18 protein-coding genes and 4 pseudogenes are annotated in these 21,279 nt (G+C 65.1%); 9 read left to right on the forward strand and 13 right to left on the reverse strand.

Going from position 1 to position 21,279, the window contains the following annotated elements:
• Positions 1-286: 286 nt before the first annotated feature.
• The 10 genes and pseudogenes from AC27IO_RS08310 to AC27IO_RS08355 all read right to left on the reverse strand — a co-directional run.
• Positions 287-1,330, reverse strand: a pseudogene (locus AC27IO_RS08310) (ligase-associated DNA damage response exonuclease); the annotation flags it as partial.
• A gap of 306 nt (positions 1,331-1,636) precedes the next feature.
• Complete coding sequence (locus AC27IO_RS08315) at positions 1,637-2,053, reverse strand: F0F1 ATP synthase subunit epsilon (RefSeq protein ID WP_092745245.1); 417 nt, start codon at positions 2,051-2,053, stop codon at positions 1,637-1,639.
• 121 nt (positions 2,054-2,174) lie between these two features.
• Positions 2,175-3,581 carry a F0F1 ATP synthase subunit beta gene (atpD, locus tag AC27IO_RS08320; RefSeq protein ID WP_272565773.1) on the reverse strand — a complete coding sequence of 469 codons (1,407 nt, stop codon included), beginning with the start codon at positions 3,579-3,581 and terminating at the stop codon, positions 2,175-2,177.
• 36 nt (positions 3,582-3,617) lie between these two features.
• Positions 3,618-4,485: pseudogene (atpG, locus tag AC27IO_RS08325) on the reverse strand (F0F1 ATP synthase subunit gamma).
• A gap of 18 nt (positions 4,486-4,503) precedes the next feature.
• Positions 4,504-6,057 (reverse strand): F0F1 ATP synthase subunit alpha, encoded by a 1,554-nt coding sequence (atpA, locus tag AC27IO_RS08330; RefSeq protein WP_272565775.1) that lies wholly within the window; start codon positions 6,055-6,057, stop codon positions 4,504-4,506.
• 43 nt (positions 6,058-6,100) lie between these two features.
• On the reverse strand, positions 6,101-6,643 hold the full coding sequence (locus tag AC27IO_RS08335; protein ID WP_272565778.1) for a F0F1 ATP synthase subunit delta: 543 nt from the start codon (positions 6,641-6,643) through the stop codon (positions 6,101-6,103).
• An 11-nt stretch (positions 6,644-6,654) separates the two neighbouring features.
• On the reverse strand, positions 6,655-7,125 hold the full coding sequence (locus AC27IO_RS08340) for a F0F1 ATP synthase subunit B (RefSeq protein ID WP_272565779.1): 471 nt from the start codon (positions 7,123-7,125) through the stop codon (positions 6,655-6,657).
• A gap of 34 nt (positions 7,126-7,159) precedes the next feature.
• Complete coding sequence (gene atpE / locus AC27IO_RS08345) at positions 7,160-7,408, reverse strand: F0F1 ATP synthase subunit C (protein WP_092745139.1); 249 nt, start codon at positions 7,406-7,408, stop codon at positions 7,160-7,162.
• Positions 7,409-7,459: 51 nt separating this feature from the next.
• Complete coding sequence (atpB, locus tag AC27IO_RS08350) at positions 7,460-8,338, reverse strand: F0F1 ATP synthase subunit A (protein ID WP_092745138.1); 879 nt, start codon at positions 8,336-8,338, stop codon at positions 7,460-7,462.
• Positions 8,339-8,359: 21 nt separating this feature from the next.
• Positions 8,360-8,827 carry an ATP synthase subunit I gene (locus tag AC27IO_RS08355; protein WP_284430977.1) on the reverse strand — a complete coding sequence of 156 codons (468 nt, stop codon included), beginning with the start codon at positions 8,825-8,827 and terminating at the stop codon, positions 8,360-8,362.
• Between the two features lie 237 nt (positions 8,828-9,064).
• Here AC27IO_RS08355 and AC27IO_RS08360 point away from each other — a divergent pair, with 237 nt between their 5' ends.
• Genes AC27IO_RS08360 through lipA form a run of 3 tightly spaced genes read left to right on the forward strand, consistent with a single transcriptional unit; the run spans position 9,065 to position 11,080 of the window.
• Positions 9,065-9,379, forward strand: coding sequence for a YbeD family protein (locus AC27IO_RS08360; RefSeq protein WP_317353625.1), 315 nt, complete (start codon positions 9,065-9,067; stop codon positions 9,377-9,379).
• 5 nt (positions 9,380-9,384) lie between these two features.
• Positions 9,385-10,086, forward strand: a complete 702-nt coding sequence (gene lipB, locus AC27IO_RS08365) for a lipoyl(octanoyl) transferase LipB (RefSeq protein WP_284430975.1) — start codon at positions 9,385-9,387, stop codon at positions 10,084-10,086.
• A 13-nt stretch (positions 10,087-10,099) separates the two neighbouring features.
• Positions 10,100-11,080, forward strand: a complete 981-nt coding sequence (gene lipA / locus AC27IO_RS08370) for a lipoyl synthase (RefSeq protein ID WP_284430974.1) — start codon at positions 10,100-10,102, stop codon at positions 11,078-11,080.
• A 57-nt stretch (positions 11,081-11,137) separates the two neighbouring features.
• Here the strand turns inward: lipA and AC27IO_RS08375 are convergent, their stop codons facing one another.
• Both AC27IO_RS08375 and AC27IO_RS08380 read right to left on the reverse strand, forming a co-directional pair.
• Positions 11,138-12,475 (reverse strand): heavy metal sensor histidine kinase, encoded by a 1,338-nt coding sequence (locus AC27IO_RS08375; RefSeq protein WP_498738367.1) that lies wholly within the window; start codon positions 12,473-12,475, stop codon positions 11,138-11,140.
• Positions 12,472-13,151 (reverse strand): annotated as a pseudogene (locus tag AC27IO_RS08380) (heavy metal response regulator transcription factor). The gene AC27IO_RS08375 and the pseudogene AC27IO_RS08380 overlap by 4 nt, the downstream one beginning before the upstream one ends.
• A 165-nt stretch (positions 13,152-13,316) precedes the next feature.
• On the opposite strand from AC27IO_RS08380, the gene AC27IO_RS08385 reads away from it, so the two are divergent.
• From AC27IO_RS08385 to AC27IO_RS08410, 6 genes and pseudogenes are all read left to right on the forward strand, one after another.
• Positions 13,317-13,646 (forward strand): DUF4148 domain-containing protein, encoded by a 330-nt coding sequence (locus tag AC27IO_RS08385; RefSeq protein WP_498738369.1) that lies wholly within the window; start codon positions 13,317-13,319, stop codon positions 13,644-13,646.
• Positions 13,647-13,754: 108 nt separating this feature from the next.
• Positions 13,755-14,120, forward strand: a complete 366-nt coding sequence (gene czcI / locus AC27IO_RS08390; RefSeq protein ID WP_498738371.1) for a cation efflux protein, CzcI family — start codon at positions 13,755-13,757, stop codon at positions 14,118-14,120.
• A gap of 105 nt (positions 14,121-14,225) precedes the next feature.
• On the forward strand, positions 14,226-15,527 hold the full coding sequence (locus AC27IO_RS08395; RefSeq protein WP_317353606.1) for a TolC family protein: 1,302 nt from the start codon (positions 14,226-14,228) through the stop codon (positions 15,525-15,527).
• Between the two features lie 9 nt (positions 15,528-15,536).
• Positions 15,537-16,100 carry a hypothetical protein gene (locus tag AC27IO_RS08400; protein ID WP_498738374.1) on the forward strand — a complete coding sequence of 188 codons (564 nt, stop codon included), beginning with the start codon at positions 15,537-15,539 and terminating at the stop codon, positions 16,098-16,100.
• Positions 16,073-17,110 (forward strand): annotated as a pseudogene (locus tag AC27IO_RS08405) (efflux RND transporter periplasmic adaptor subunit); the annotation flags it as partial. The gene AC27IO_RS08400 and the pseudogene AC27IO_RS08405, both read left to right, overlap by 28 nt.
• A 9-nt stretch (positions 17,111-17,119) precedes the next feature.
• Entirely contained in the window at positions 17,120-20,296 is a 3,177-nt protein-coding gene (locus AC27IO_RS08410) for a CusA/CzcA family heavy metal efflux RND transporter (protein WP_498738376.1), read from the forward strand.
• An 87-nt stretch (positions 20,297-20,383) separates the two neighbouring features.
• On the opposite strand, the gene AC27IO_RS08415 is transcribed toward AC27IO_RS08410, so the two are convergent.
• Complete coding sequence (locus tag AC27IO_RS08415; protein WP_498738378.1) at positions 20,384-21,250, reverse strand: aKG-HExxH-type peptide beta-hydroxylase; 867 nt, start codon at positions 21,248-21,250, stop codon at positions 20,384-20,386.
• Between the last annotated feature and the right edge of the window lie 29 nt (positions 21,251-21,279).

Here is a 21,279-nt window from a genome sequence, read left to right on the forward strand (position 1 = left end):
TCCGTGAGGCGGCCTTGATCGGGATCGGTGGCCGCGGCGGCGCGTTTCGATCGGCCCTGGGACGGGGCCTCGGAGCACCGGGCACGCCGTCCGGCGCCGCGGCCTGGGCGGCTGCGGCCCCATCGCCTGGGCCTTCGCCGGCCTGCGCAGCGGGGGCGCTGGCATCGGACGGTGGCGGGGCAGACGGCGCACCGTCGATTACCGGGGATGCGTCTCCACCGGGCTGGGCGATCGCGGGCGTGGAGACCTGCGCGGCACGGGCTGCGTCCACGGCCTCATCGGCCTGCGCTGGCACCGGCACGGCCGGTGCGGGGGCGGCCTCCTGGTCGTCCTCATCGCCGTATTCCGTGTGGAACGATTGCGCATCCAGCCCCTGTTCGCACAGCCAGCGCACCAGCACCGCCACGCTGCCATGGGTCACGAAAACGCGTTCGGCCCCGGTGGCCCCGATCGCCCGCTGCAGGCCGGGCCAGTCCGCATGGTCCGACATCACGAACCCCCGGTCCACGCCCCGGCGCCGGCGCGTGCCGCGCAACTGCATCCAGCCGCTGGCGAATGCATCGGCATGGCGGGCGAAGCGGCGCATCCAGGGTGTGCCCTGGGCGGACGGTGGGGCCAGAACCAGCGCGGTCTTGAGCATTTGGGCATCCACCCCCGGGTCAGTCACGCGGAAGGTGGGCGGCAGGTCCACGCCGGCCGCGCGGTACACGGCGTTGAGCGGCTCCACTGCGCCATGCACCACGATCGGCCCGATGCTGCGGTCCACGCCGTGCAGGATGCGCTGCGCCTTGCCGAAGGCATAGCACAGCAGCACCGAAGGCCGGCCCTGCGCGGCATTGGCGCGCCACCAGGCATCGATGTCGGCGAACAGCACCGGCTGCGTGGGCCAGCGGTAGATGGGCAGGCCGAAAGTGGATTCGGTGATGAAGGTGTCGCAGCGCACCGGCTCGAACGGGGTGCAGGTGCCGTCGGCCTCGGTCTTGTAGTCGCCCGAGGCGACCCACACCCGCCCGCCGTGCTCCAGCCGCACCTGGGCGGACCCCAGCACATGGCCGGCGGGGTGCAGCGACAGGCGCACGCCGTGGTGTTCGATGGCCTCGCCATAGGCCAGCGTCTGCAAGGCGATGTCGGCGCCCAGCCGGGCCCGCAGGACGCCCTCGCTGTCGGTGTGGGCAAGGTAATGGGCGTGGCCCATGCGCGCATGGTCCGAATGGCCGTGCGTGATGACTGCCCGCTCCACCGGCCGCCAGGGGTCGATGTAGAAATCGCCCGCGGTGCAGTACAGGCCTTCGGGGCGCGCGACGATCAGATCGACGTCACCGCGCGCCATGTCCGGTGTCTTTCGCGAAAAGGGAGAAGCGCCTACGGGCGACCTGTCTGACCCCGTCGCCCAATGCGCCGTGCGTAGAAGGAAGTGCTGTGTGCGCTTGCATGCCGAATGCTATCGCCCACCCCTCTTTCGCCCGGGTGCGGAACGCCGCATGCCCGTGTCAGCCGGCGCCTACCATGCGGGTGGCACCCCGGCCGCCCGCCCCGAGCCCGCCTGCACGGCCCTTGTTGCCTCATTCATCGCGGCCATGAAAAAAGCCGCCCGAGGGCGGCTTTGTCGCAGACGGCAGGCAGGCCGTTCGTTCGGTCAGCGCTTTTGGCGGAACTTGCGCAGCGCAGCGATCTGCGCGGCCATCACGGCCAGTTCCGATTGCGCCTTGGCCAGGTCGAGTTCGCTCTTGGCGTTCTTGACGGCTTCTTCGGCCGCGGCCTTGGCCTGGTTGGCCTTCTCGTCATCCAGGTCCTTGCCGCGCACCGCGGTATCGGACAGCACCGTCACGCGGTGGGGCTGCACTTCCAGAATGCCACCGGCCACGAAGACGAACTCTTCGCCGCCATCGGCCATCTCGATGCGCACCGAGCCGGGCTTGATGCGGGTGATCAGCGGGGTGTGGCGGGGGTAGATGCCCAGTTCACCGGCTTCGCCGGGCAGAGCGACGAACCGCGCTTCGCCGGAGAAGATGGACTCTTCGGCGCTGACGACATCGACGTGAATGGTGTTCATGGGGTTCCTTCCAAAAGTCGGGAAAGCTGGAGATCGGCAGTCTGCTCGGTCGGCGCGCCGCAGGTGCCTGGAAGCACCCGCACGGCACGCTCACCCATGGCAGGCCGCCGATCGCGCCGCCTTACGCGACCTTTTTGGCCTTTTCGAAGGCTTCGTCGATCGTGCCGACCATGTAGAACGCCTGCTCGGGCAGGTGATCGCACTCGCCGGCCACGATCATCTTGAAACCACGGATGGTTTCGGACAGGGGCACGTACTTGCCGGGCGAGCCCGTGAACACTTCGGCCACGTGGAACGGCTGCGACAGGAAACGCTGGATCTTCCGGGCGCGGGCCACGGCCAGCTTGTCCTCGGGAGCCAGTTCGTCCATGCCCAGAATGGCGATGATGTCGCGCAGTTCCTTGTAGCGCTGCAGCGTGCCTTGCACACCGCGGGCCACCGCATAGTGCTCTTCGCCCACGACTTGCGGGTCGAGCTGGCGGCTGGTGGAGTCCAGCGGGTCCACGGCAGGGTAGATACCCAACGAAGCGATGTCACGCGACAGCACCACGGTGGAGTCCAAGTGGGCGAACGTCGTGGCGGGCGATGGGTCGGTCAAGTCATCCGCTGGCACGTACACGGCCTGGATGGAGGTGATCGAGCCCACCTTGGTGGAGGTGATGCGCTCTTGCAGGCGGCCCATTTCTTCGGCCAGCGTAGGCTGGTAGCCCACGGCGGAAGGCATGCGGCCCAGCAGGGCGGACACTTCGGTACCGGCCAGCGTGTAGCGGTAGATGTTGTCCACGAAGAACAGCACGTCGCGGCCTTCGTCGCGGAACGACTCGGCGATCGTCAGACCGGTCAGCGCGACACGCAGGCGGTTGCCTGGGGGCTCGTTCATCTGGCCGTAGACCATGGCCACCTTGGACTCTTCGAGCTTCTCGAGATTCACCACGCCGGAATCGGCCATCTCGTGATAGAAGTCGTTCCCTTCACGGGTCCGCTCGCCCACCCCTGCAAACACCGACAGACCGCTGTGGGCCTTGGCGATGTTGTTGATGAGTTCCATCATGTTCACGGTCTTGCCCACGCCGGCGCCGCCGAACAGGCCCACCTTGCCGCCCTTGGCGAACGGGCACACCAGGTCGATCACCTTGATGCCGGTTTCCAGCAGCTCCTGCGAAGGCGACAGTTCGTCGTACGCGGGGGCCTTGCGGTGGATGGAGGCCGTGAGGTCCTGGCTGACCGGACCGCGCTCGTCGATTGGCGCGCCCAGCACGTCCATGATGCGGCCCAGGGTCGCCTTGCCCACGGGCACGGTGATGGGGTTGCCGGTGTTGGTCACCACGATGCCGCGGCGCAGGCCATCGGACGAGCCCAGGGCGATGGTGCGCACAATGCCGTCGCCCAGCTGCTGCTGCACTTCCAGCGTCAGGGTGGAACCGTCGAGCTTCAGGGCGTCGTAAATCTTGGGCATCTGGTCGCGCGGGAACTCCACGTCCACCACGGCGCCGATACATTGAACAATCTTGCCTTGCACTTGAGCCATTTTTTGCTCCAAATAAATGTGGGTTGAGCTGTCTGTTTACACAGCAGCAGCGCCGGACACGATTTCCGAAAGCTCTTTCGTGATCGCTGCCTGGCGCGTTTTTGTTGTAGACCAGCTTCAACTCGCCGATGACGCTGCCTGCGTTGTCGGTGGCAGCCTTCATGGCCACCATGCGCGCGGACTGCTCGGAGGCCATGTTTTCTGCCACGGCCTGGTAGATCAGGGATTCGACATAGCGCAGCAGCAGCTCGTCGATGACGCTCTGCGCATCGGGCTCATAGATGTAGTCCCAGCCGTGCTCCGTCTTCTCCGCTTCCATCTGCGAGGAAGACAGGGGGAGCAGACGCTCCACCACCGACTCCTGCCGCATGGTGTTGATGAACTTGGTGTACCCCAGGTACACCGCGTTGATCTTGCCTTCGGCATAAGCGTCGAGCAGCACCTTCACGGGACCGATCAGCTTGTCCAGATGCGGGGTGTCGCCCAGACCGGTGACATGCGAAACCACCTTGGCACCGACGCGGTTCAGGAAACCCAGGCCCTTGTTGCCAATGGCCACGGCCTCGGTGGACACGCCAGCAGACTGCAACTCGCGCAGCTTGGTGGTCACGGCACGCAACACGTTGGTGTTCATGCCGCCACACAGGCCCTTGTCGGTCGTCACCACGATGACACCGGCCACCTTGGCATCGTTTTCCTTCATGAAAGGATGAACGTACTCCGGGTTGGCCTTGCCGAGGTTGGCGGCGATGTTGCGGATCTTCTCGCTGTAAGGACGGGCCGAGCGCATCCGCTCTTGCGCCTTGCGCATCTTGGACGCGGCCACCATTTCCATGGCCTTGGTGATCTTCTTGGTGTTTTCCACCGATTTGATCTTGCCGCGTATTTCCTTGCCTGCTGCCATGATGATTCCTCGTTCGGTTTAGGCGAACGACTTCTTGAACGCGCCGATGGCGGCGGTCAATTCGGCTTCAGCGTCCTTGTCCATGGCCTTCGCCTGTTCCAGCTTGGCCAGCAGAGGGCCGTGGCTGGACTTCAGGAACTGGTGCAGGCCGTGTTCGAACTCGAGCACCTTCTTGACTTCGATGTCGTCCATGAAGCCCTTGTTCACTGCGAACAGCGTCGCACCCATCAGGGAGATGGGCAGCGGGCTGTACTGGGCTTGCTTGAGCAGTTCGGTCACGCGGGCACCGCGGTCCAGCTGCTTGCGGGTGGCTTCGTCCAGGTCGGAAGCGAACTGCGCGAACGCAGCCAGTTCCCGGTACTGGGCCAGGTCGGTACGGATACCGCCGGACAGGCTCTTGATGATCTTGGTCTGGGCCGCACCACCGACGCGCGACACGGAAATACCGGCGTTGATGGCGGGGCGGATACCGGCGTTGAACAGGCTGGTTTCCAGGAAGATCTGGCCGTCCGTGATCGAGATCACGTTGGTCGGAACGAAGGCGGACACGTCGCCGGCCTGCGTTTCGATGATCGGCAGTGCGGTCAGCGAACCGGTCTTGCCCTTGACTTCACCCTTGGTGAAGGCTTCGACGTAGTCGGCGTTCACGCGGGCGGCACGCTCCAGCAGGCGGCTGTGGAGATAGAACACGTCGCCGGGGTAGGCTTCGCGGCCTGGCGGGCGGCGCAGCAGCAGCGAAACCTGGCGGTAGGCCACGGCTTGCTTGGACAGGTCGTCATAGACGATCAGCGCGTCTTCGCCGCGGTCGCGGAAGTACTCGCCCATCGTGCAACCGGAGTAGGCCGACACGTATTGCATGGCGGCGGACTCGGAAGCCGAAGCGGCCACCACGATCGTGTATTCCATCGCGCCGGCTTGCTCCAGCGAGCGCACGACGTTCTTGATGGACGATGCCTTCTGACCGATGGCGACGTAGATACACGTCACGCCCTGGCCCTTCTGGGCAATGATGGCGTCGATGGCGACGGCCGTCTTGCCGGTCTGGCGGTCACCGATGATCAGCTCGCGCTGTCCACGGCCCACGGGCACCATGGAGTCGATGGACTTCAGGCCGGTCTGCAGGGGCTGGTCCACCGATTTACGGGCGATCACGCCCGGAGCGACCTTTTCGATCACGTCGGTGAGCTTGGCGTTGATGGGACCCTTGCCGTCGATCGGCTGGCCCAGCGCGTTCACCACGCGGCCCACGAGTTCGGGGCCCACGGGCACTTCCAGAATGCGGCCCGTGCACTTGACGGTGTCGCCTTCGGAGATGTGCTCGTACTCGCCCAGAATCACGGCGCCGACGGAGTCGCGCTCGAGGTTCAGCGCCAGGCCGTAGGAAGGCGCACCGTCCTTGTTGGCGGGGAACTCCAGCATTTCGCCCTGCATCACGTCGGACAGGCCGTGCACGCGCACGATACCGTCGGACACGGACACCACGGTGCCCTGGTTGCGGATGTCGCTGCTGGCTGCCAGACCTTCGATGCGGCTCTTGATCAGTTCAGAAATTTCTGCGGGATTGAGTTGCATGACTCTTTCCTTCTTTCTTTGGTTAGCCGAGACCTCAAGCCGCTTACGCAGTGAGGGCCGCTTTCATTTGTTCCAGACGGGCTTTGACGGAGGTGTCGAGCACCTCGTCTCCCACGACTACGCGAACGCCGCCGATCAGGGATTCGTCCACCTGTACCGAGACATTCAGCTTGCGGCCGAAGCGCTTTTCAAGCACCGCGTCCAGGCCGGCCAACGCGGCGGCGTCCAGCGCAAAAGCACTGAATACCACGGCATCGGAAGAGCCGTTGCGCCGATTCACCAGCGCGCGGAACTGGGCCGCCACCTCGGGAAGCGCGTCCACACGGCCGTTCTCGATGATGACGCGCAGGAAGTTGCGGGCTGCCTCGGGCAGCGCGCCACGAACCACGCCTGTGATGACGTCGAACACCTGTTCGGAGGTCACCTTGGGGTTGTCCGCCAGTTGGCGCAGCTGAGGATTGGCGGCAATCGCCGCCACTTCTTCCACCCAGGCCACGGTGCCGTTCAGGTCGGCACCCGGCTGGGACGTGCTGGCCTTGAACAGGGCTTCCGCGTAAGGGCGGGCAATGGTGGCGAGTTCTGCCATGTGCGCGCTCCTTACAGCTCGGTCTTCAGGCGGTTCAGCAGGTCGGCGTGGACGCCAGCATTGACTTCCTTGCGGAGAATCTGCTCGGCGCCCTTGACGGCCAGCGCAGCGACCTGCTCGCGCAGGGCTTCACGGGCCTGGATCGACTGCTGCTCGGCATCTGCACGGGCAGCGGCGACGATCTTGTTGCCTTCCTCGGTCGCACGGGCCTTGGCCTCGTCGATGATGGCCTGAGCGCGGCGCTCGGCGTCCGCAATACGCGATGCCGTTTCGTTGCGCGTCTGGGCCAGTTCCTTCTCGACGCGCTGGTTCACAGCGGTCAATTCGGATTTGGCACGGTCGGCGGCAGCGAGGCCATCGGCGATTTTCTGGGCTCGCTCGTCCAGTGCCTTCGCGATCGGGGGCCACACGAACTTCATCGTGAACAGCACCAGGATCAGAAAGACGATGGCCTGAACGAACAGGGTCGCGTTGATACTCACGGCAACACCTTTCTAGTTGGGCGTTGAACGGAGCTTAGGCCAGGACGAAGGGGTTGGCGAAAGCGAACAGCAGAGCGATGGCCACGCCGATCAGGAAGGCGGCGTCGATCAGACCGGCCAAGATGAACATCTTGGTTTGCAGTTCATTGATCAGCTCAGGCTGGCGAGCGGACGCTTCGAGGTACTTGCCACCCATCAGTGCGATGCCGATCGAAGCGCCGATAGCGCCGAGACCCACGATCAGACCACAAGCCAGAGCGACGAGACCGAGAACGTTTTCCATGATGACTCCTAGGATGAAAAGAAAGGAAGGTTGAAAAAGAAAGGGAAAGGATCAGTGAGCTTCATGCGCCTGGCCGAGATAGATCAGCGCAAGCATCATGAAAATGAAGGCCTGCAGGGTGATCACCAGGATGTGGAAGATCGCCCAGATCGAGCCTGCAATGATGTGCCCCAGAGGGAGCAACACACCGGAAAGCGACATGGCAGCAGCACCGCCCATCAGGGCAATCAGCATGAACACCAACTCACCAGCGTACATGTTGCCGAACAGCCGCATGCCATGCGACACGGTCTTGGCAATGTATTCAATGATCTGCATGAGCAGATTGACCACGCCCAGGATCAGGGCGAAGACGGGATTCTTGCTGGTGCCGAACGGCGCGGTGACCAGCTCATGCGCCCAGCCGCCCAGGCCCTTGATCTTCACGCTGTAGTACAGGCAAAGCACCAGCACTGCGAACGACAGACCGAGGGTGGTGGAGAGATCGGCGGTGGGCACCACGCGCAGGTAGGCATGGTGCGGATCATGGCCGGCGGCACCGTAGATCTGGGCCCAGATCGCGGGCAGCAGATCGACCGGCAGCATGTCCATGGCATTCATCAGGAAGATCCAGACGAACACGGTCAGCGCCAGGGGAGCGATGAACTTGCGGCTTTCGGCGTTGTGGATGTTGGCCTTGGCCTGGTTGTCCACCATCTCGACCAGGATCTCCACTGCAGCCTGGAAGCGACCCGGCACGCCGGAGGTGGCCGTGCGGGCGGCACGCCAGAAGACAAAAAGTGCGATGAAACCGAGAACCAAACCCACGATCACGGAATCGAAGTTCACCACGGAGAAATCGACAATGGACTTCTGCTTGATGTTCTGGAGATGCTGCAAGTGGTGAACGATGTATTCACTGGCAGTCGGTGCATGCGCTTCTGCGGCCATCGGACAACTCTTCTATCAATATCAATCGGTTTTTCGGACACCGGGCCGCACCATGAGGGCGATCCAGTACGTTTTCATCGTCACTACCATGCCGGCCAGCAATGCCAGCCAACTCAGCCCCGGAACCAGCCGGGGCGCCGCCGCCAGCATGGCAACGGTCATTGCAATCTTGACCAACTCCCACCCGAACAGGCCAGCCATCGCACCTCCCGCGGAAGTTTGATGCCGGGCCATGCCCCGCGCGAACAAGGCCGCGGGAATCACCACCGCCAGTGCGCCATACCCCGTGGACCAAGCCACAGTGGGCTTGCCGGAAACCAGCCATGCCACCAGGGCAGCCAGCGCTCCGACGAACGCCTGACCCCAGACGATTCGCCACACGGAGATCCGCGGATGCCGGAGGCGCCACTGCGCAGCCTCTTCAGCTGACAGGGGCTTGAAGTCGGAATCTTCAGCCTCAGTTTCGTGGTCGGGAGCGTTTGTTTTCATTGAGGAATGACGCCCACTTTACAGACCGAAACTTTCACAAAGCCCCTGATTATAAGTAAAAACCACTTTCATCCGGCAATGACCTCTCAGGCCGGTATGAAAGTGTGCGCACGCGCGCTCCGTTGTGGTGACCGGCCAACGTGAACCGCCCTATCGCGGTGCAGACTTCGGCCGAAAGATTGCCGGCCCCGAACCCGTTCAAAATGGCACAAAGCCCGCCGTTTATAGACCATCGCCATGACACAGCCCCCTTCCGTGCTCCCATCAGACGTCCCGTCCGCGACCGATCCCCGCAAGGATTCGCTCATCGAGTACCCCTCGTCGTTCCCCATCAAGGTCATGGGCCAGAAAGTGGATGGATTCGTCCACGCGGTGACGGAACTGGCGCACCGCTTCGACCCGACCTTCGACGCGTCGACCATCGAACTGCGCGACAGCCGCGCCGGCAACTACCTGGGCGTCACCATCACGATCACAGCCACCAGCCGCGAACAACTCGATGACCTGTACCGGGCGCTGTCCTCGCATCCGATGGTCAAGGTGGTGCTCTAAATCCCATGGAGATTCGCCACCTGGGCCTCGTGGACTATCGGGAGACGCTGCAGGGCATGCAGGCTTTCACGCAGGAGCGTACGTCCCAGACTCCCGATGCGCTGTGGATCTGCCAGCACCCGCCCCTCTACACGCAGGGGCTGGCCGGCAAGGCCGACCATGTGCTGGCCTCTGGCGACATTCCCATCGTCGCCACCAATCGGGGCGGGCAGGTGACTTTCCATGGCCCGGGGCAGGTCGTGGCCTATCCGTTGCTGGATCTGCAGCGCGCCGGTTATTTCGTCAAGGAATACGTCTACCGCATCGAAGAAGCGGTAATCCGGACGCTGGCCCATTTCGGCATCACCGGGCACCGCGTGGGCGGGGCCCCGGGCATCTACGTGCGCCTGGATGACCCGGGAGGCCATGCCCAACTGCCACAGCGGCCACGCAAGGCCGAGGGTCTGCCAGCCACGCAAGCCCATGACGCCCCTGACTTCACCGGGCTGGGCAAGATTGCCGCATTGGGCATCAAGGTGTCGCGCCATTGCACCTACCACGGCGTGGCACTCAACGTGGACATGGACCTGGAACCCTTCTCGCGCATCAACCCTTGTGGCTACGCAGGGTTGCAAACGGTGGACCTTTCTACAATCGGGGTCCACACCACCTGGGAAGAAGCCGCCGAAGTGCTGAGCCAGCAGCTCGCCATTCGCCTGGCCCCCTGACCACTACCCTGCCATGAGCACTCCTGAAGTCGTGCGCGAAGCGCAAACCACCGCTGCCTACAACCCGCTGGCAAAGCAGAAGGCAGCCGCCAAGCTGTCGCGCATTCCGATCAAGGTCGAGCAAGGCGAAGTGCTCAAGAAGCCCGAGTGGATACGGGTGAAGGCAGGCAGCCCTACCACGCGCTTCTACGAGATCAAGGACATCCTGCGCGAGAACAAGCTGCACACGGTGTGCGAGGAAGCCAGTTGCCCCAACATTGGCGAATGCTTCGGCAAGGGAACGGCCACGTTCATGATCATGGGCGACAAGTGCACGCGCCGCTGCCCGTTCTGCGACGTGGGGCATGGCCGGCCCGACCCGCTGGACAAGGACGAGCCGCTGAACCTGGCCAAGACCATCGCACAGCTGCGGCTGAAGTACGTGGTGATCACCAGTGTGGACCGCGACGATCTGCGCGATGGCGGCAGCGGGCACTTCGTGGAGTGCATCCAGCACATCCGCACGCTCTCCCCCAACACCCAGATCGAGATCCTCGTGCCAGACTTCCGCGGACGGGATGACCGCGCGCTGGAGATCCTCAAGGCCGCGCCACCCGACGTGATGAACCACAACCTGGAGACGGCGCCACGCCTGTACAAAGAAGCCCGGCCCGGCAGCGACTACCAGTTCAGCCTGAACCTGCTCAAGAAATTCAAGGCACTGCACCCTGGTGTTCCGACCAAGAGCGGCATCATGGTGGGCCTGGGCGAGACGGACGAGGAGATCCTCCAGGTCATGGCCGACATGCGCGCGCATGACATCGACATGCTGACCATCGGCCAGTACCTCTCGCCCTCCAACAGCCATCTGCCGGTGCGCCGCTATGTGCACCCGGACACGTTCAAGATGTTTGAGGAAAAGGCCTACGAAATGGGTTTCAGCCACGCGGCGGTGGGTGCGATGGTTCGCTCCAGCTACCACGCAGACCAGCAGGCGCACGCGGCCGGCGTGTAGCGCCCGGGCCGGGTTGCCGCAGGGAACGGGAGGCCTCTCCCGGTCGAACCCTGCAAATCAGGACGTTGCGGGCGGTTCTGTGGTCGATGCACTGACGGTGAAGCCGATGCGCGTGACCTGCGCCGTGCTGCTGGCAAAGGTTTTTCCGCCATGCATTCGCGCAATGGCGTCCACGATGGCCAATCCCAGGCCGTGATGCTGGTCCGAACCATCGCGTGCCGATGCTGCCCGGAAAAAGCGTTCGAACAGCCTGCTGAGCGCCTCTGGCGCAATACCAGGTCCCTGATTTTCAACGGCGATCTCCGCGCCGTCGCGCCATGGTCGGATGGCCACAACAATGGTGGAGTCCTTCGCCGCATAGCGGATGGCATTGCCCAACAGGTTGGACAGGGCACGGCGCACCAGCGGCACGTCCACCGCTGCGGTGGCGTCGCCCACGACAGTGGCCCGCAAGCCAGCCTCCTCCAGCGAGGCTTCATGGAACTCCAGCACGGCGCAGGCTTGCTCTGCAAGGCGGGCCGGCTGCCGTGAGCGCAAGGACTCTCCACGATCGGCCCGCGACAGAAACAACATGTCGGCCACGATGCCCGAGAGCCGCCGGATCTCTTCCAGGTTCGACACCAACAGCGACTGCATGTCCTGGGCGGAGCGGGGGCGGGCCAGTTCGACCTCCGCCGAGGCAATGAGGTTCGCCAGGGGCGTGCGCAACTCGTGGGCCACATCGGCATTGAAGGCCTTGGACTGCGAATAGGCCTGTTCGACCCGGGCCATGAGCGCATTGAATTGCGCGATCCAGGGGCGAAGCTCCTGGGCAAATTCGAGGGGATCGATGGGTGCACTGGCAGCGTCCGGCGTGATGCGGGCGGTTCGCTCCGCCAACTTGTGCAGCGGCCGAAGGCCATGGCGCACGAGCAGCGTCCCCGTCAGCGAGACCAGCAGCGTGCCCAGCACCACGGCCAAGGCCAGCGTCCCGCCCAGCCGGCGCAGAAGGCGCGCGTCCTGCGTGGTGTCGATGCCAATGCGCACGTTGAAGGGGGAGCCGCTGTCGTGCGGCGCCACCCGGTGATCGGCCCAGACCCATTCGCCCGAAGTGGCCGGGGTAGAGCTGAACAACTGCGCGCCATCGCGGCCGATGGACACGCTCACGTTGCCATGGGAGGAAAAGTAATCTTCCAGCTTGTGCTGCAAGGACAGCGCCCCGCCCCCTTGGCTGCGCTCGTTCAGCAGATGGGATACCAGTCGCGCCTGCTGGTCCAGTTCTTCCTGTGCCTTCTGTCGAAAATTCCACGCCGTGACGACATAGACGGAGACGCAGAGCACGCTGAGGCCAATCAGCGTCTGCAGGGCCAGCCAAACGGACAGCCGACGCTGTATCGATGACGGGAAAGGACTCATGGCGGTTCCCGATCCTCCAAGACGTAACCCATTCCGCGCACCGTGTGCAAGAGCCGTCGCGCAAACGGATCGTCCAGCTTGCTGCGCAGGCGTCGCACGGCCACCTCCACCACATTGGTTTCGCTGTCGAAGTGCATGTCCCACACTTGTTCGGCGAGCGTCGTTCGAGAGAGCACGCGCCCCTGGCGGCGCATCAGCAAGGCGAGCAAGGCGAACTCCTTGGCGGTCAGGTCGATCCGCACGCCTTCACGATGGCATTTGCGTGCAACCAGATCAAGCTCCAGGTCGGCCAGCTTCAGCACGGTATGCTCCTGCAGCGGCCCCCTGCGCTGCAGGGCCTGCACCCGCGCCAGCAGTTCGGAGAACGCGAAGGGCTTGACCAGATAGTCGTCGGCGCCCTGCTGCAGGCCCCTGACGCGATCCTCGACCTGATCGCGGGCCGTGACCATCAATACGGGCACGTCCTTGCCCTGCCGAATGGCGGCCAGCACGCCGAAACCATCCACCCCGGGCAGCATCACGTCGAGCAGGATGACCGAGTAATCGCCCTGCGTGGCGAGGTACCGGCCCTGGATGCCGTCCCTGGCAATGTCGACTACGTAGCCGTTTTTCTTCCAAGCCTTTTTTTGACGTAATCGCCCAGCTTGGGCTCGTCTTCGATGACCAGTATGCGCATCGGGCCATCGTATCGCCCGGGGACCGATTGAAAGATGACGAATTCGTCATCTTGCCGTCGGTGAATCGGCCGACTGGGTTTTTACAGTGACTTCACGCCGGCACAACGTTCGGCTGCATCCCGGTCCGGCGGTTCGGGCCGGATGCCCAACCCAGGAGATTGACCATGACCCGTTCCCCCGCCGTTTTTCTGTTCGCCGCCATGTCGGCTGCATGGGTGCCCTTGAGCGCTTCGGCGGCCAGCACCTTGCACAGCGCGCCCACCGAAGCCGGCTACACCCTGCATCCGCAGCATGCCACCCAGGCAAAGTCGCGGGCGCAGGTCCTGTCGGAGCTGGCCAACGCCCGCACCGACGGCACCCTGGTGGCCATGCAGTGGGGCCTGGAGGTGCCCCGCAAGGAGGCCAATGCCCCGAGCGCGCTGACACGCGAGCAAGTGCGCCTGGAGGCCGAGCGCGCCGCCAAGGGCAACCTGCTGCGCTATGGCGACCATTGAGCCTGCCTCCGCACCCATGCCAATGCAAGGCGCCTGTACACCCGGGGGCTTCGGGCAATGCCCAGCCCCATGCCAGGCCCTTGCGGCCCACCGATATACTGCCGCCCGATGCGCCGCTGGCTGATGATCCTTTTGCTTTTCGCGATGCCGTTCCAGCTGAGCTGGGCGGCCGCCGCAGGCTATTGCCAGCACGAAAGCCATGCCAGCGCCTCGCATTTCGGGCACCACGAACACCACCACGTCGCCGCCACCAGTGCGTCGGCACAAGACACCGATACGCCCTCGGACCCTTTGCCGGGAGGTCCGGACAATGATTGCCTGACCTGCCACACCTGCACGGTGCAGCCCCTGGCCCATACCCCCAACGTAGCGGCCACGGCCGGGCCCGCCGCCCGGCCCCCGTCCTTTACCGAGTCCTATCGCTCCCACGTGGGAGGCATTCCCACGCGCCCTGCCTGGCCGGCGCTCGCCTGATTCGGCGAGAGACACGGCACGGCCTTCCCTCTTTGATCACAGCCCTTCGCTGAGAACTCTCGCCGAATTCATCCGCCCGTTGTTGTTGCAACCCAGGAGAATTCGATGCACAGGCATTTTGTGTCGCTGGCCGCCATGGCTTTCGCGGCATTTCCGGTCTTTTCGCACAGCCAGACCACCCCGCTTCCCCCCCCGTCCACGGTGCAGCCACGCACCGTGGAATCGTCCGAGCCCTTGAGCCTTGCCACCGCGGTGGCACTGGCATGGCAGAACAATCCCGACCTGTCTGCCGTGGCGCGTGCGCGCGATGCGGCGGATGCTGCCATCCGGCAGGCGGGCGCACGGCCCAATCCTGTGCTGGAGACCACGGTGGAGGACCTGCGGCAGGAGCGCCGCACGACGACCGTGCAGATCAGCCAGCCGATCGAGCTGGGCGGCAAGCGAGCCGCCCGCATCACAGCCGCCGAGCGGGCGCGGGACCAGGCCGCCGCCGCCGCCCTGGCACGCCGATCAGAGCTTCGCGCGGGCGTGATCACCGCCTTCTTCGAAGTCCTGGCCGCGCAGGAGCGCGTCCGCCTGGCCCAGGACTCGGTCACGCTGGCACAGCGGGCGGTGCATGCCGCGGCCAACCGGGTGGCTGCCGGCAAGGTGTCGCCACTGGAGGAAACGAAGGCCAAGGTGGCCGAGTCCGGCGTGCAGGTGGAGCGTTTGCAGGCCGAGGGCGCCCTGCGAACCGCAAGGCAGCAATTGGCCGCGCTGTGGGGCAATCCGAAGCCCGCCTTCGCCCATGCCGTGGGACAGCTCGATGCCTTGCCCACCCCACCGTCCAGCCTGGAGATCGAGCAGCGGATGCATGGCGCACCCTCTTTGGTTCAGGCACGGCTGGAAGTTGATCGGCGCAGTGCGCTGACAGCCCTGGAGCAGGCCAAGCGGGTGCCTGACATCGCAGTGACGCTGGGCAGCAAGCGAAGCCCCGACGTGGGCGGAAACCAGTGGGTGGTGGGCGTGTCCATTCCCCTGCCCATTTTCGACACCAACCAGGGCAACCTGGCCGAAGCGTTGAGCCGCGAGGAGCAGGCACGCGACGAACTGCTGTCCACCGAACTGCGCACGGCCTCCGAAGCGGCGGCGGCATTGGAGACCCTCCATGCGTCGCGCATCGAGGCCGAAACACTGCAGCGCGACGCCCTTCCCGGCGCGGAGAGCGCCTACCAGGCCGCGACCAAAGGGTTCGAACTGGGCAAGTTCAGTTTTCTGGAAGCCCTCGATGCGCAGCGCACGCTGCTGCAGGTGCGCACGCAGACGCTGCGCGCCCTGGCCGCCGCGCACCGCGCCGCCAGCGACCTGGACCGCTTGCTGGGGCACGCCGGCGACGACCTGCCCTCCCCCATTTCATTTGCCCGCTGAAAGTCCACCATGAACCAACGACTGAACCCATCGACCGGCAAAGCCGGCAAGCGCCAATGGTGGGTGGTGACCGCCATCCTGGTGGTCACGCTGATCGCCGGCGCCCTGATCCTGCGGGGCAGCCCCGCCGCCTCCCCGGGCGGCCATGCCGAGGCAGATGGCCATGCGTCCCACGCGGAGGAAACGTCCCATGGCTCCCCCGGTGAGAACAGCGCCAGCCAGGATGCCCATGCAGAGGAGGAAGCGGCCAAAGGACCACATGGGGGCCAGCGCTTCACGGAAGACGGCTTCAGCCTCGAGGCAAAAGTGTCGGAAGACGGCGGCGCCCCGCATCTCGCAGTCTGGCTTTCCGAGCAAGGCAAGCCGGTGAAAGCGGATGCCGCCCAGTTGTCCGCCACGCTGACGCGACCGGGAGGGGAACGGGAAACACTGTCGTTCACCGCCGATGGCGAGGGATTGAAGAGCGTACAGGCCATCGAGGAGCCGCATGTGTCCGAGATCGTCCTCTCCATCCAGAAGGATGCCGTGCACACACCTTCACGCTGCAGCAGGCAGAAGGAAAAATTCCCCTGACGGAGGCGCAGGCCAAGGCCGCCGGCATAGCGATCGACACCGCGGGCCCGGCGCGCATCCGTGCCACGCTGCAGTTGCCAGGCGAAATCAAATTCAACGAGGACCGCACGGCCCACGTGGTGCCGCGGCTGGCGGGCGTGGTGGAAAGCGTCTCGGCCCAGCTCGGACAACAGGTCCGCAAGGGGCAGGTGCTGGCCGTGCTGTCGAGCCCGGCGCTGTCGGAGCAGCGCAGCGAACTGCAGACCGCACAGCGCCGGGCCGAACTGGCCCGGACCACGTACGAGCGCGAGAAGAAGCTGTGGGAGGAAAAAATCGCGCCGGAGCAGGACTACCTGCAGGCGCAGCAGTCTCTGCGCGAAGCGCAGATCGCGGTCGCCAATGCACAGCAGAAGCTCTCTGCCATCGGTGCCACGCCTGCCGCATCGGCCCTGGGCCGCTATGAACTGCGCGCACCCTTCGACGGCATGGTGGTCGAAAAGCACCTGTCGCTGGGCGAGTCCGTGAAGGAGGACGCCAATGTCTTCACCCTATCCGACCTGTCCACCGTGTGGGCCGAAATCAGCGTGGCCGCGCAACACTTGCCGTTGGTGCGCGTGGGCGAACGGGTGACCGTGCGCTCCACCGCGTTCGATGCGAAGGCGGAGGGCGAGGTCTCCTATGTCGGCGCCCTGATCGGCGCGCAGACGCGCATGGCCACGGCCCGCGTGGCGGTGGCGAATCCCCAGAAGGTCTGGCGGCCCGGATTGTTCGTGGAGGTCGAATTGGTGTCGTCCGAAGCGACACCGCCGGTCACCGTGCGAACCGATGCGGTGCAGACCGTCGATGACAAGACCGTGGTCTTCATCCGGGCCGAAGGCGGCTTCATTGCCCAGGCGGTGCAACTGGGCCGCACGGATGGCCAGCGGGTCGAGATCGTCAAAGGGTTGGCAGCCGGCACGGCCTATGCCGCGGCAGGCAGCTTCGTCGTGAAATCCCAGCAGGGCAAGAGCTCGGCGTCGCACTCGCACTGAAGGTGGCCCATGTTTGAACGTGTCATTCAATTTTCCATTGCGCAGCGCTGGCTCGTGATGCTGGCCGTGCTCGGCATGGCAGCCCTGGGCCTCTACAGCTACCAGAAGCTGCCCATCGATGCCGTTCCGGACATCACCAACGTCCAGGTGCAGATCAACACCGCGGCGCCCGGCTACTCCCCCCTGGAAGTGGAGCAGCGTGTGAGTTTTCCCGTGGAGACCGTCATGGCGGGGCTGCCAGGGCTGCAGCAAACCCGCTCGCTGTCACGCTACGGGCTGTCGCAGGTGACCGTGATCTTCCAGGACGGCACCGACATCTACTTCGCGCGGCAACTCGTGAACGAGCGCATCCAGTCGGCCCGCGGCCAGATGCCGGAGGGCGTTCACCCGGTCATCGGCCCCATATCGACAGGCCTGGGGGAAATCTACCTTTGGACGGTGGAAGCCCAGGACGGGGCCCGCAAGCCGGACGGCCAACCCTACACCTCCACGGACCTGCGCGAGATCCAGGACTGGATCATCAAGCCGCAACTGCGCAACGTACCTGGCGTGACCGAGATCAATTCGATCGGTGGGTATGCCAAGGAGTACCAGATCGCACCCAGCCCCGACAAGCTGCTGGCGCATGGCCTCACGATGGGGGATCTGGTCACCGCGCTCGAACGCAACAACGCGAACGTGGGAGCCGGGTACATCGAGCGCCGCGGAGAGCAATACCTGATTCGCGCTCCCGGGCAGGTGCAGTCGATGGACGACCTGCGCAACGTCATCCTCGGCAATGCGGGCGGCGTGCCGCTGCGCGTCAGGGATGTGGCCGAGGTCGGGCTGGGCCAGGAGCTGCGCACCGGCGCCGCCACCGACAACGGCCGAGAGGTCGTGCTGGGCACGGTGTTCATGCTCATCGGCGAGAACAGCCGCACGGTCTCCCAGGCCGTGGACCGCAAGATGAAGGAGATCAACCGGACCCTGCCCGCCGGCGTGCATGCGGTGACGGTGTACGACCGCACGGTGCTCGTGGACAAGGCCATCGCCACCGTGAAGAAGAACCTCTTCGAGGGCGCGGTGCTGGTGATCGTGATCCTGTTCCTCTTCCTGGGGAACATCCGCGCGGCGTTGATCACGGCCATGGTCATACCGCTGTCGATGCTGTTCACCTTCACCGGCATGGTGAACCAGAAGGTCAGTGCCAACCTGATGAGCCTGGGTGCGCTGGACTTCGGCATCATCATCGACGGCGCGGTGGTGATCGTGGAGAACTGCGTGCGGCGCCTCGCCCACGCACAGCAGCACAAGGGCCGGCCGCTGACACGGGCGGAGCGTTTTCACGAAGTATTCGCGGCGTCGCAGGAAGCACGGCGGCCGCTGCTGTTCGGCCAACTCATCATCATGATCGTGTACCTGCCGATCTTCGCGCTCACGGGGGTGGAGGGCAAGCTGTTCCATCCGATGGCGTTCACGGTGGTCATCGCGCTGGTCGGTGCGATGGTGCTGTCGGTCACCTTCATTCCTGCCGCCGTCGCGCTGTTCATCGGCAAAACGGTGGGCGAGAAGGAAAACCGGCTCATGGGCTGGGCCCGCCGCGCCTACGCGCCGCTGCTGGACCGCGCCATGGGCGCCAAGCCCGTGGTCATCGCACTGGCGCTTGCGGCCGTGCTGCTGTCCGGCCTGCTGGCGACGCGCCTGGGCACCGAGTTCGCGCCCAGCCTGGGCGAGGGCGATTTCGCCATGCAGGCGTTGCGCATTCCCGGCACCAGCCTGTCGCAGTCGGTGGCGATGCAGCAGCAGCTGGAGAGCACGCTGAAGGCGAAGTTTCCCGAGATCGAGCGGGTTTTTGCCCGCACAGGAACGGCCGAGATCGCGTCGGACCCGATGCCGCCCAACATCTCGGACGCCTACATCATGCTCAAGCCGCAGGACACTTGGCCTGCACCGGCCCGGTCGCGCGAACAGCTCCTTGCGGCCATCCAGGCCGAGGTGGAGCAACTGCCGGGCAACAACTACGAGTTCTCGCAGCCCATCCAGTTGCGGTTCAATGAACTCATCTCCGGCGTGCGCAGCGATGTGGCGGTGAAGATCTTCGGCGACGACATGGCCGTGCTCGACCAGACCGCCCAGAAGGTCGCTGAAGTGCTCAACCGAATCGATGGGGCCACCGAGGTCAAGGTGGAGCAGACGAGCGGCCTGCCGGTGCTGACGGTGAACATCGACCGCGCCAAGACCGCCCGCTACGGACTGAATGTGGGCGATGTCCAGGAGGCCGTGTCGATTGCCGTGGGCGGGCGCGAGGCCGGCACCCTTTTCGAAGGCGACCGGCGCTTCGGCATCCTCGTGCGGCTGCCGGAGCACATCCGGACCGACCTGGAGGCCATCCAGCGCCTGCCGGTCGCACTGCCTCGCGGCGGCGACGCCGCGGACGCCCGCGCCCGCTTCATCCCGCTGAGCGAAGTGGCCACGCTGCAGTTGGCACCGGGTCCCAACCAGGTCAGCCGGGAGGACGGAAAACGCCGCATCGTCGTGAGCGCCAACGTGCGGGGCCGGGACCTGGGCTCCTTCGTGGCCGAGGCGGAACAGGCCATGCAGGCGGTCCAGATCCCGGCGGGCTACTGGACCGCCTGGGGCGGCCAGTATGAAAATCTGCAGTCGGCCACCCAGCGCCTGCAGGTGGTCGTGCCGGTCGCGCTGCTGCTGGTCTTCACGCTGCTGTTCGCCATGTTCGGCAATGTGAAGGACGGGCTGGTCGTTTTCACCGGCATCCCGTTCGCCCTCACCGGCGGCATCGTGGCACTGTGGCTGCGCGACATCCCGATCTCGATCTCGGCCGCGGTCGGATTCATCGCGCTGTCGGGCGTCGCCGTGCTGAACGGGCTGGTGATGATCTCCTTCATCCGCGGCCTGCGCGAGGGCGGCATGCCGCTGGACACTGCCATCCGGGAGGGGGCGCTCACCCGATTGCGGCCCGTGCTCATGACGGCGCTGGTGGCGTCGCTGGGCTTTGTACCCATGGCCATTGCCACCGGCACCGGAGCGGAGGTGCAGCGGCCGCTGGCGACGGTGGTCATCGGCGGCATCCTGTCCTCGACCGCGCTCACGCTGCTGGTGCTGCCGCTGCTGTACCGGATCGTGCACCGGCGCAGCGAAGAGGAAGGATCGGACGGTGCGCCAGTGACAGCGACCAGGCCTGCCTGAACCGCCATACTCCTGTCCGGCGCTGGCCCTCCGAATCACCGCGGTGAGCGGAAAAGACCGAGGGCCGGCGCCCGCCAGGCAGCAGGATCAGGCAAGGGTGTATCCGTGGGCATCCAACGCAGCGCGGCCATCATCCAGCACCTGACGGGACCACCGCATGAAGGGTTCGACAAAAGTCTGCCCGATCGAATCCGTTCTGAGGTGCATGTCGATCTCCCGGTACCCGGCCTCCATCCGGATCACGTTGCGCGCCAGCAGCATCAGTATCTTGGTCGCTTCCAGCGGATCGTCGGCCTTTTTCAGCATGTACAGATCCAGCGCCGTGACGTGCATGAAGGAATACTGCGCATGGAACACCGCCGTCATCGGTCTCGTCCGGTCCTTGCGTATAGGGCTATCAAACCGTTGATCGGGCGGATTGGCGATCAGCCGGTCTGCCACTTCCACCGACACGCCCATTGCACGCAGCTTGTGGTGCGCCATCTCGTGAAGCAGAGCCTGCGCCAGGCCCAGCGGGTCATCAACGGTCACCAGGATGCAGCCGAAGTCCGCCTCATGCGAATGGCTCGATGACCCGAAAGCCCACTGGCCCAGCCGCACCTGTGCCAGATCGCAATAAGGATGCACGGCCTCCACCAAGCGCTGAAACTGTGCGTGGGCCGCAGGCCATCGCGCAAGAAGTGCTGCAGCCTTGTCGAGATGCGGGTGGTCCAACGCAGCAGGCACCATGCTGGCCGACCCCAGGCCCCGCTCCGGACCGGCGCGCACCGCCACCATGCCACCGCAAAAGGCGTGCGAGCCTTCTGGCGGACGGCGCTGATATGGCGCAGGCCGCAGCGGAGAGGCCCCGCTGCCAGCCAGAGCCAGAATGACATCGGTGTCGTAGCCGTCTGGCTGCGGCACCGCCATGCGCGACCAGTCAATGGCCGCCAGAATTTCATCGAATGGCTTCACGATCCCTCCAAGCCCATGACCACATGGGG

This window comes from Acidovorax sp. KNOB132, assembly GCF_057541515.1.

Coding starts and splice junctions, on each gene's coding strand:
- AC27IO_RS08315 (WP_092745245.1), bottom strand. CDS start 2,053: ATGAACACCATTCACGTCGATGTCGTCAGCGCCGAAGAGTCCATCTTC.
- atpD (WP_272565773.1), bottom strand. CDS start 3,581: ATGGCTCAAGTGCAAGGCAAGATTGTTCAATGTATCGGCGCCGTGGTG.
- atpA (WP_272565775.1), bottom strand. CDS start 6,057: ATGCAACTCAATCCCGCAGAAATTTCTGAACTGATCAAGAGCCGCATC.
- AC27IO_RS08335 (WP_272565778.1), bottom strand. CDS start 6,643: ATGGCAGAACTCGCCACCATTGCCCGCCCTTACGCGGAAGCCCTGTTC.
- atpE (WP_092745139.1), bottom strand. CDS start 7,408: ATGGAAAACGTTCTCGGTCTCGTCGCTCTGGCTTGTGGTCTGATCGTG.
- atpB (WP_092745138.1), bottom strand. CDS start 8,338: ATGGCCGCAGAAGCGCATGCACCGACTGCCAGTGAATACATCGTTCAC.
- AC27IO_RS08355 (WP_284430977.1), bottom strand. CDS start 8,827: ATGAAAACAAACGCTCCCGACCACGAAACTGAGGCTGAAGATTCCGAC.
- AC27IO_RS08360 (WP_317353625.1), top strand. CDS start 9,065: ATGACACAGCCCCCTTCCGTGCTCCCATCAGACGTCCCGTCCGCGACC.
- lipB (WP_284430975.1), top strand. CDS start 9,385: ATGGAGATTCGCCACCTGGGCCTCGTGGACTATCGGGAGACGCTGCAG.
- lipA (WP_284430974.1), top strand. CDS start 10,100: ATGAGCACTCCTGAAGTCGTGCGCGAAGCGCAAACCACCGCTGCCTAC.
- AC27IO_RS08375 (WP_498738367.1), bottom strand. CDS start 12,475: ATGAGTCCTTTCCCGTCATCGATACAGCGTCGGCTGTCCGTTTGGCTG.
- AC27IO_RS08385 (WP_498738369.1), top strand. CDS start 13,317: ATGACCCGTTCCCCCGCCGTTTTTCTGTTCGCCGCCATGTCGGCTGCA.
- czcI (WP_498738371.1), top strand. CDS start 13,755: ATGCGCCGCTGGCTGATGATCCTTTTGCTTTTCGCGATGCCGTTCCAG.
- AC27IO_RS08395 (WP_317353606.1), top strand. CDS start 14,226: ATGCACAGGCATTTTGTGTCGCTGGCCGCCATGGCTTTCGCGGCATTT.
- AC27IO_RS08400 (WP_498738374.1), top strand. CDS start 15,537: ATGAACCAACGACTGAACCCATCGACCGGCAAAGCCGGCAAGCGCCAA.
- AC27IO_RS08410 (WP_498738376.1), top strand. CDS start 17,120: ATGTTTGAACGTGTCATTCAATTTTCCATTGCGCAGCGCTGGCTCGTG.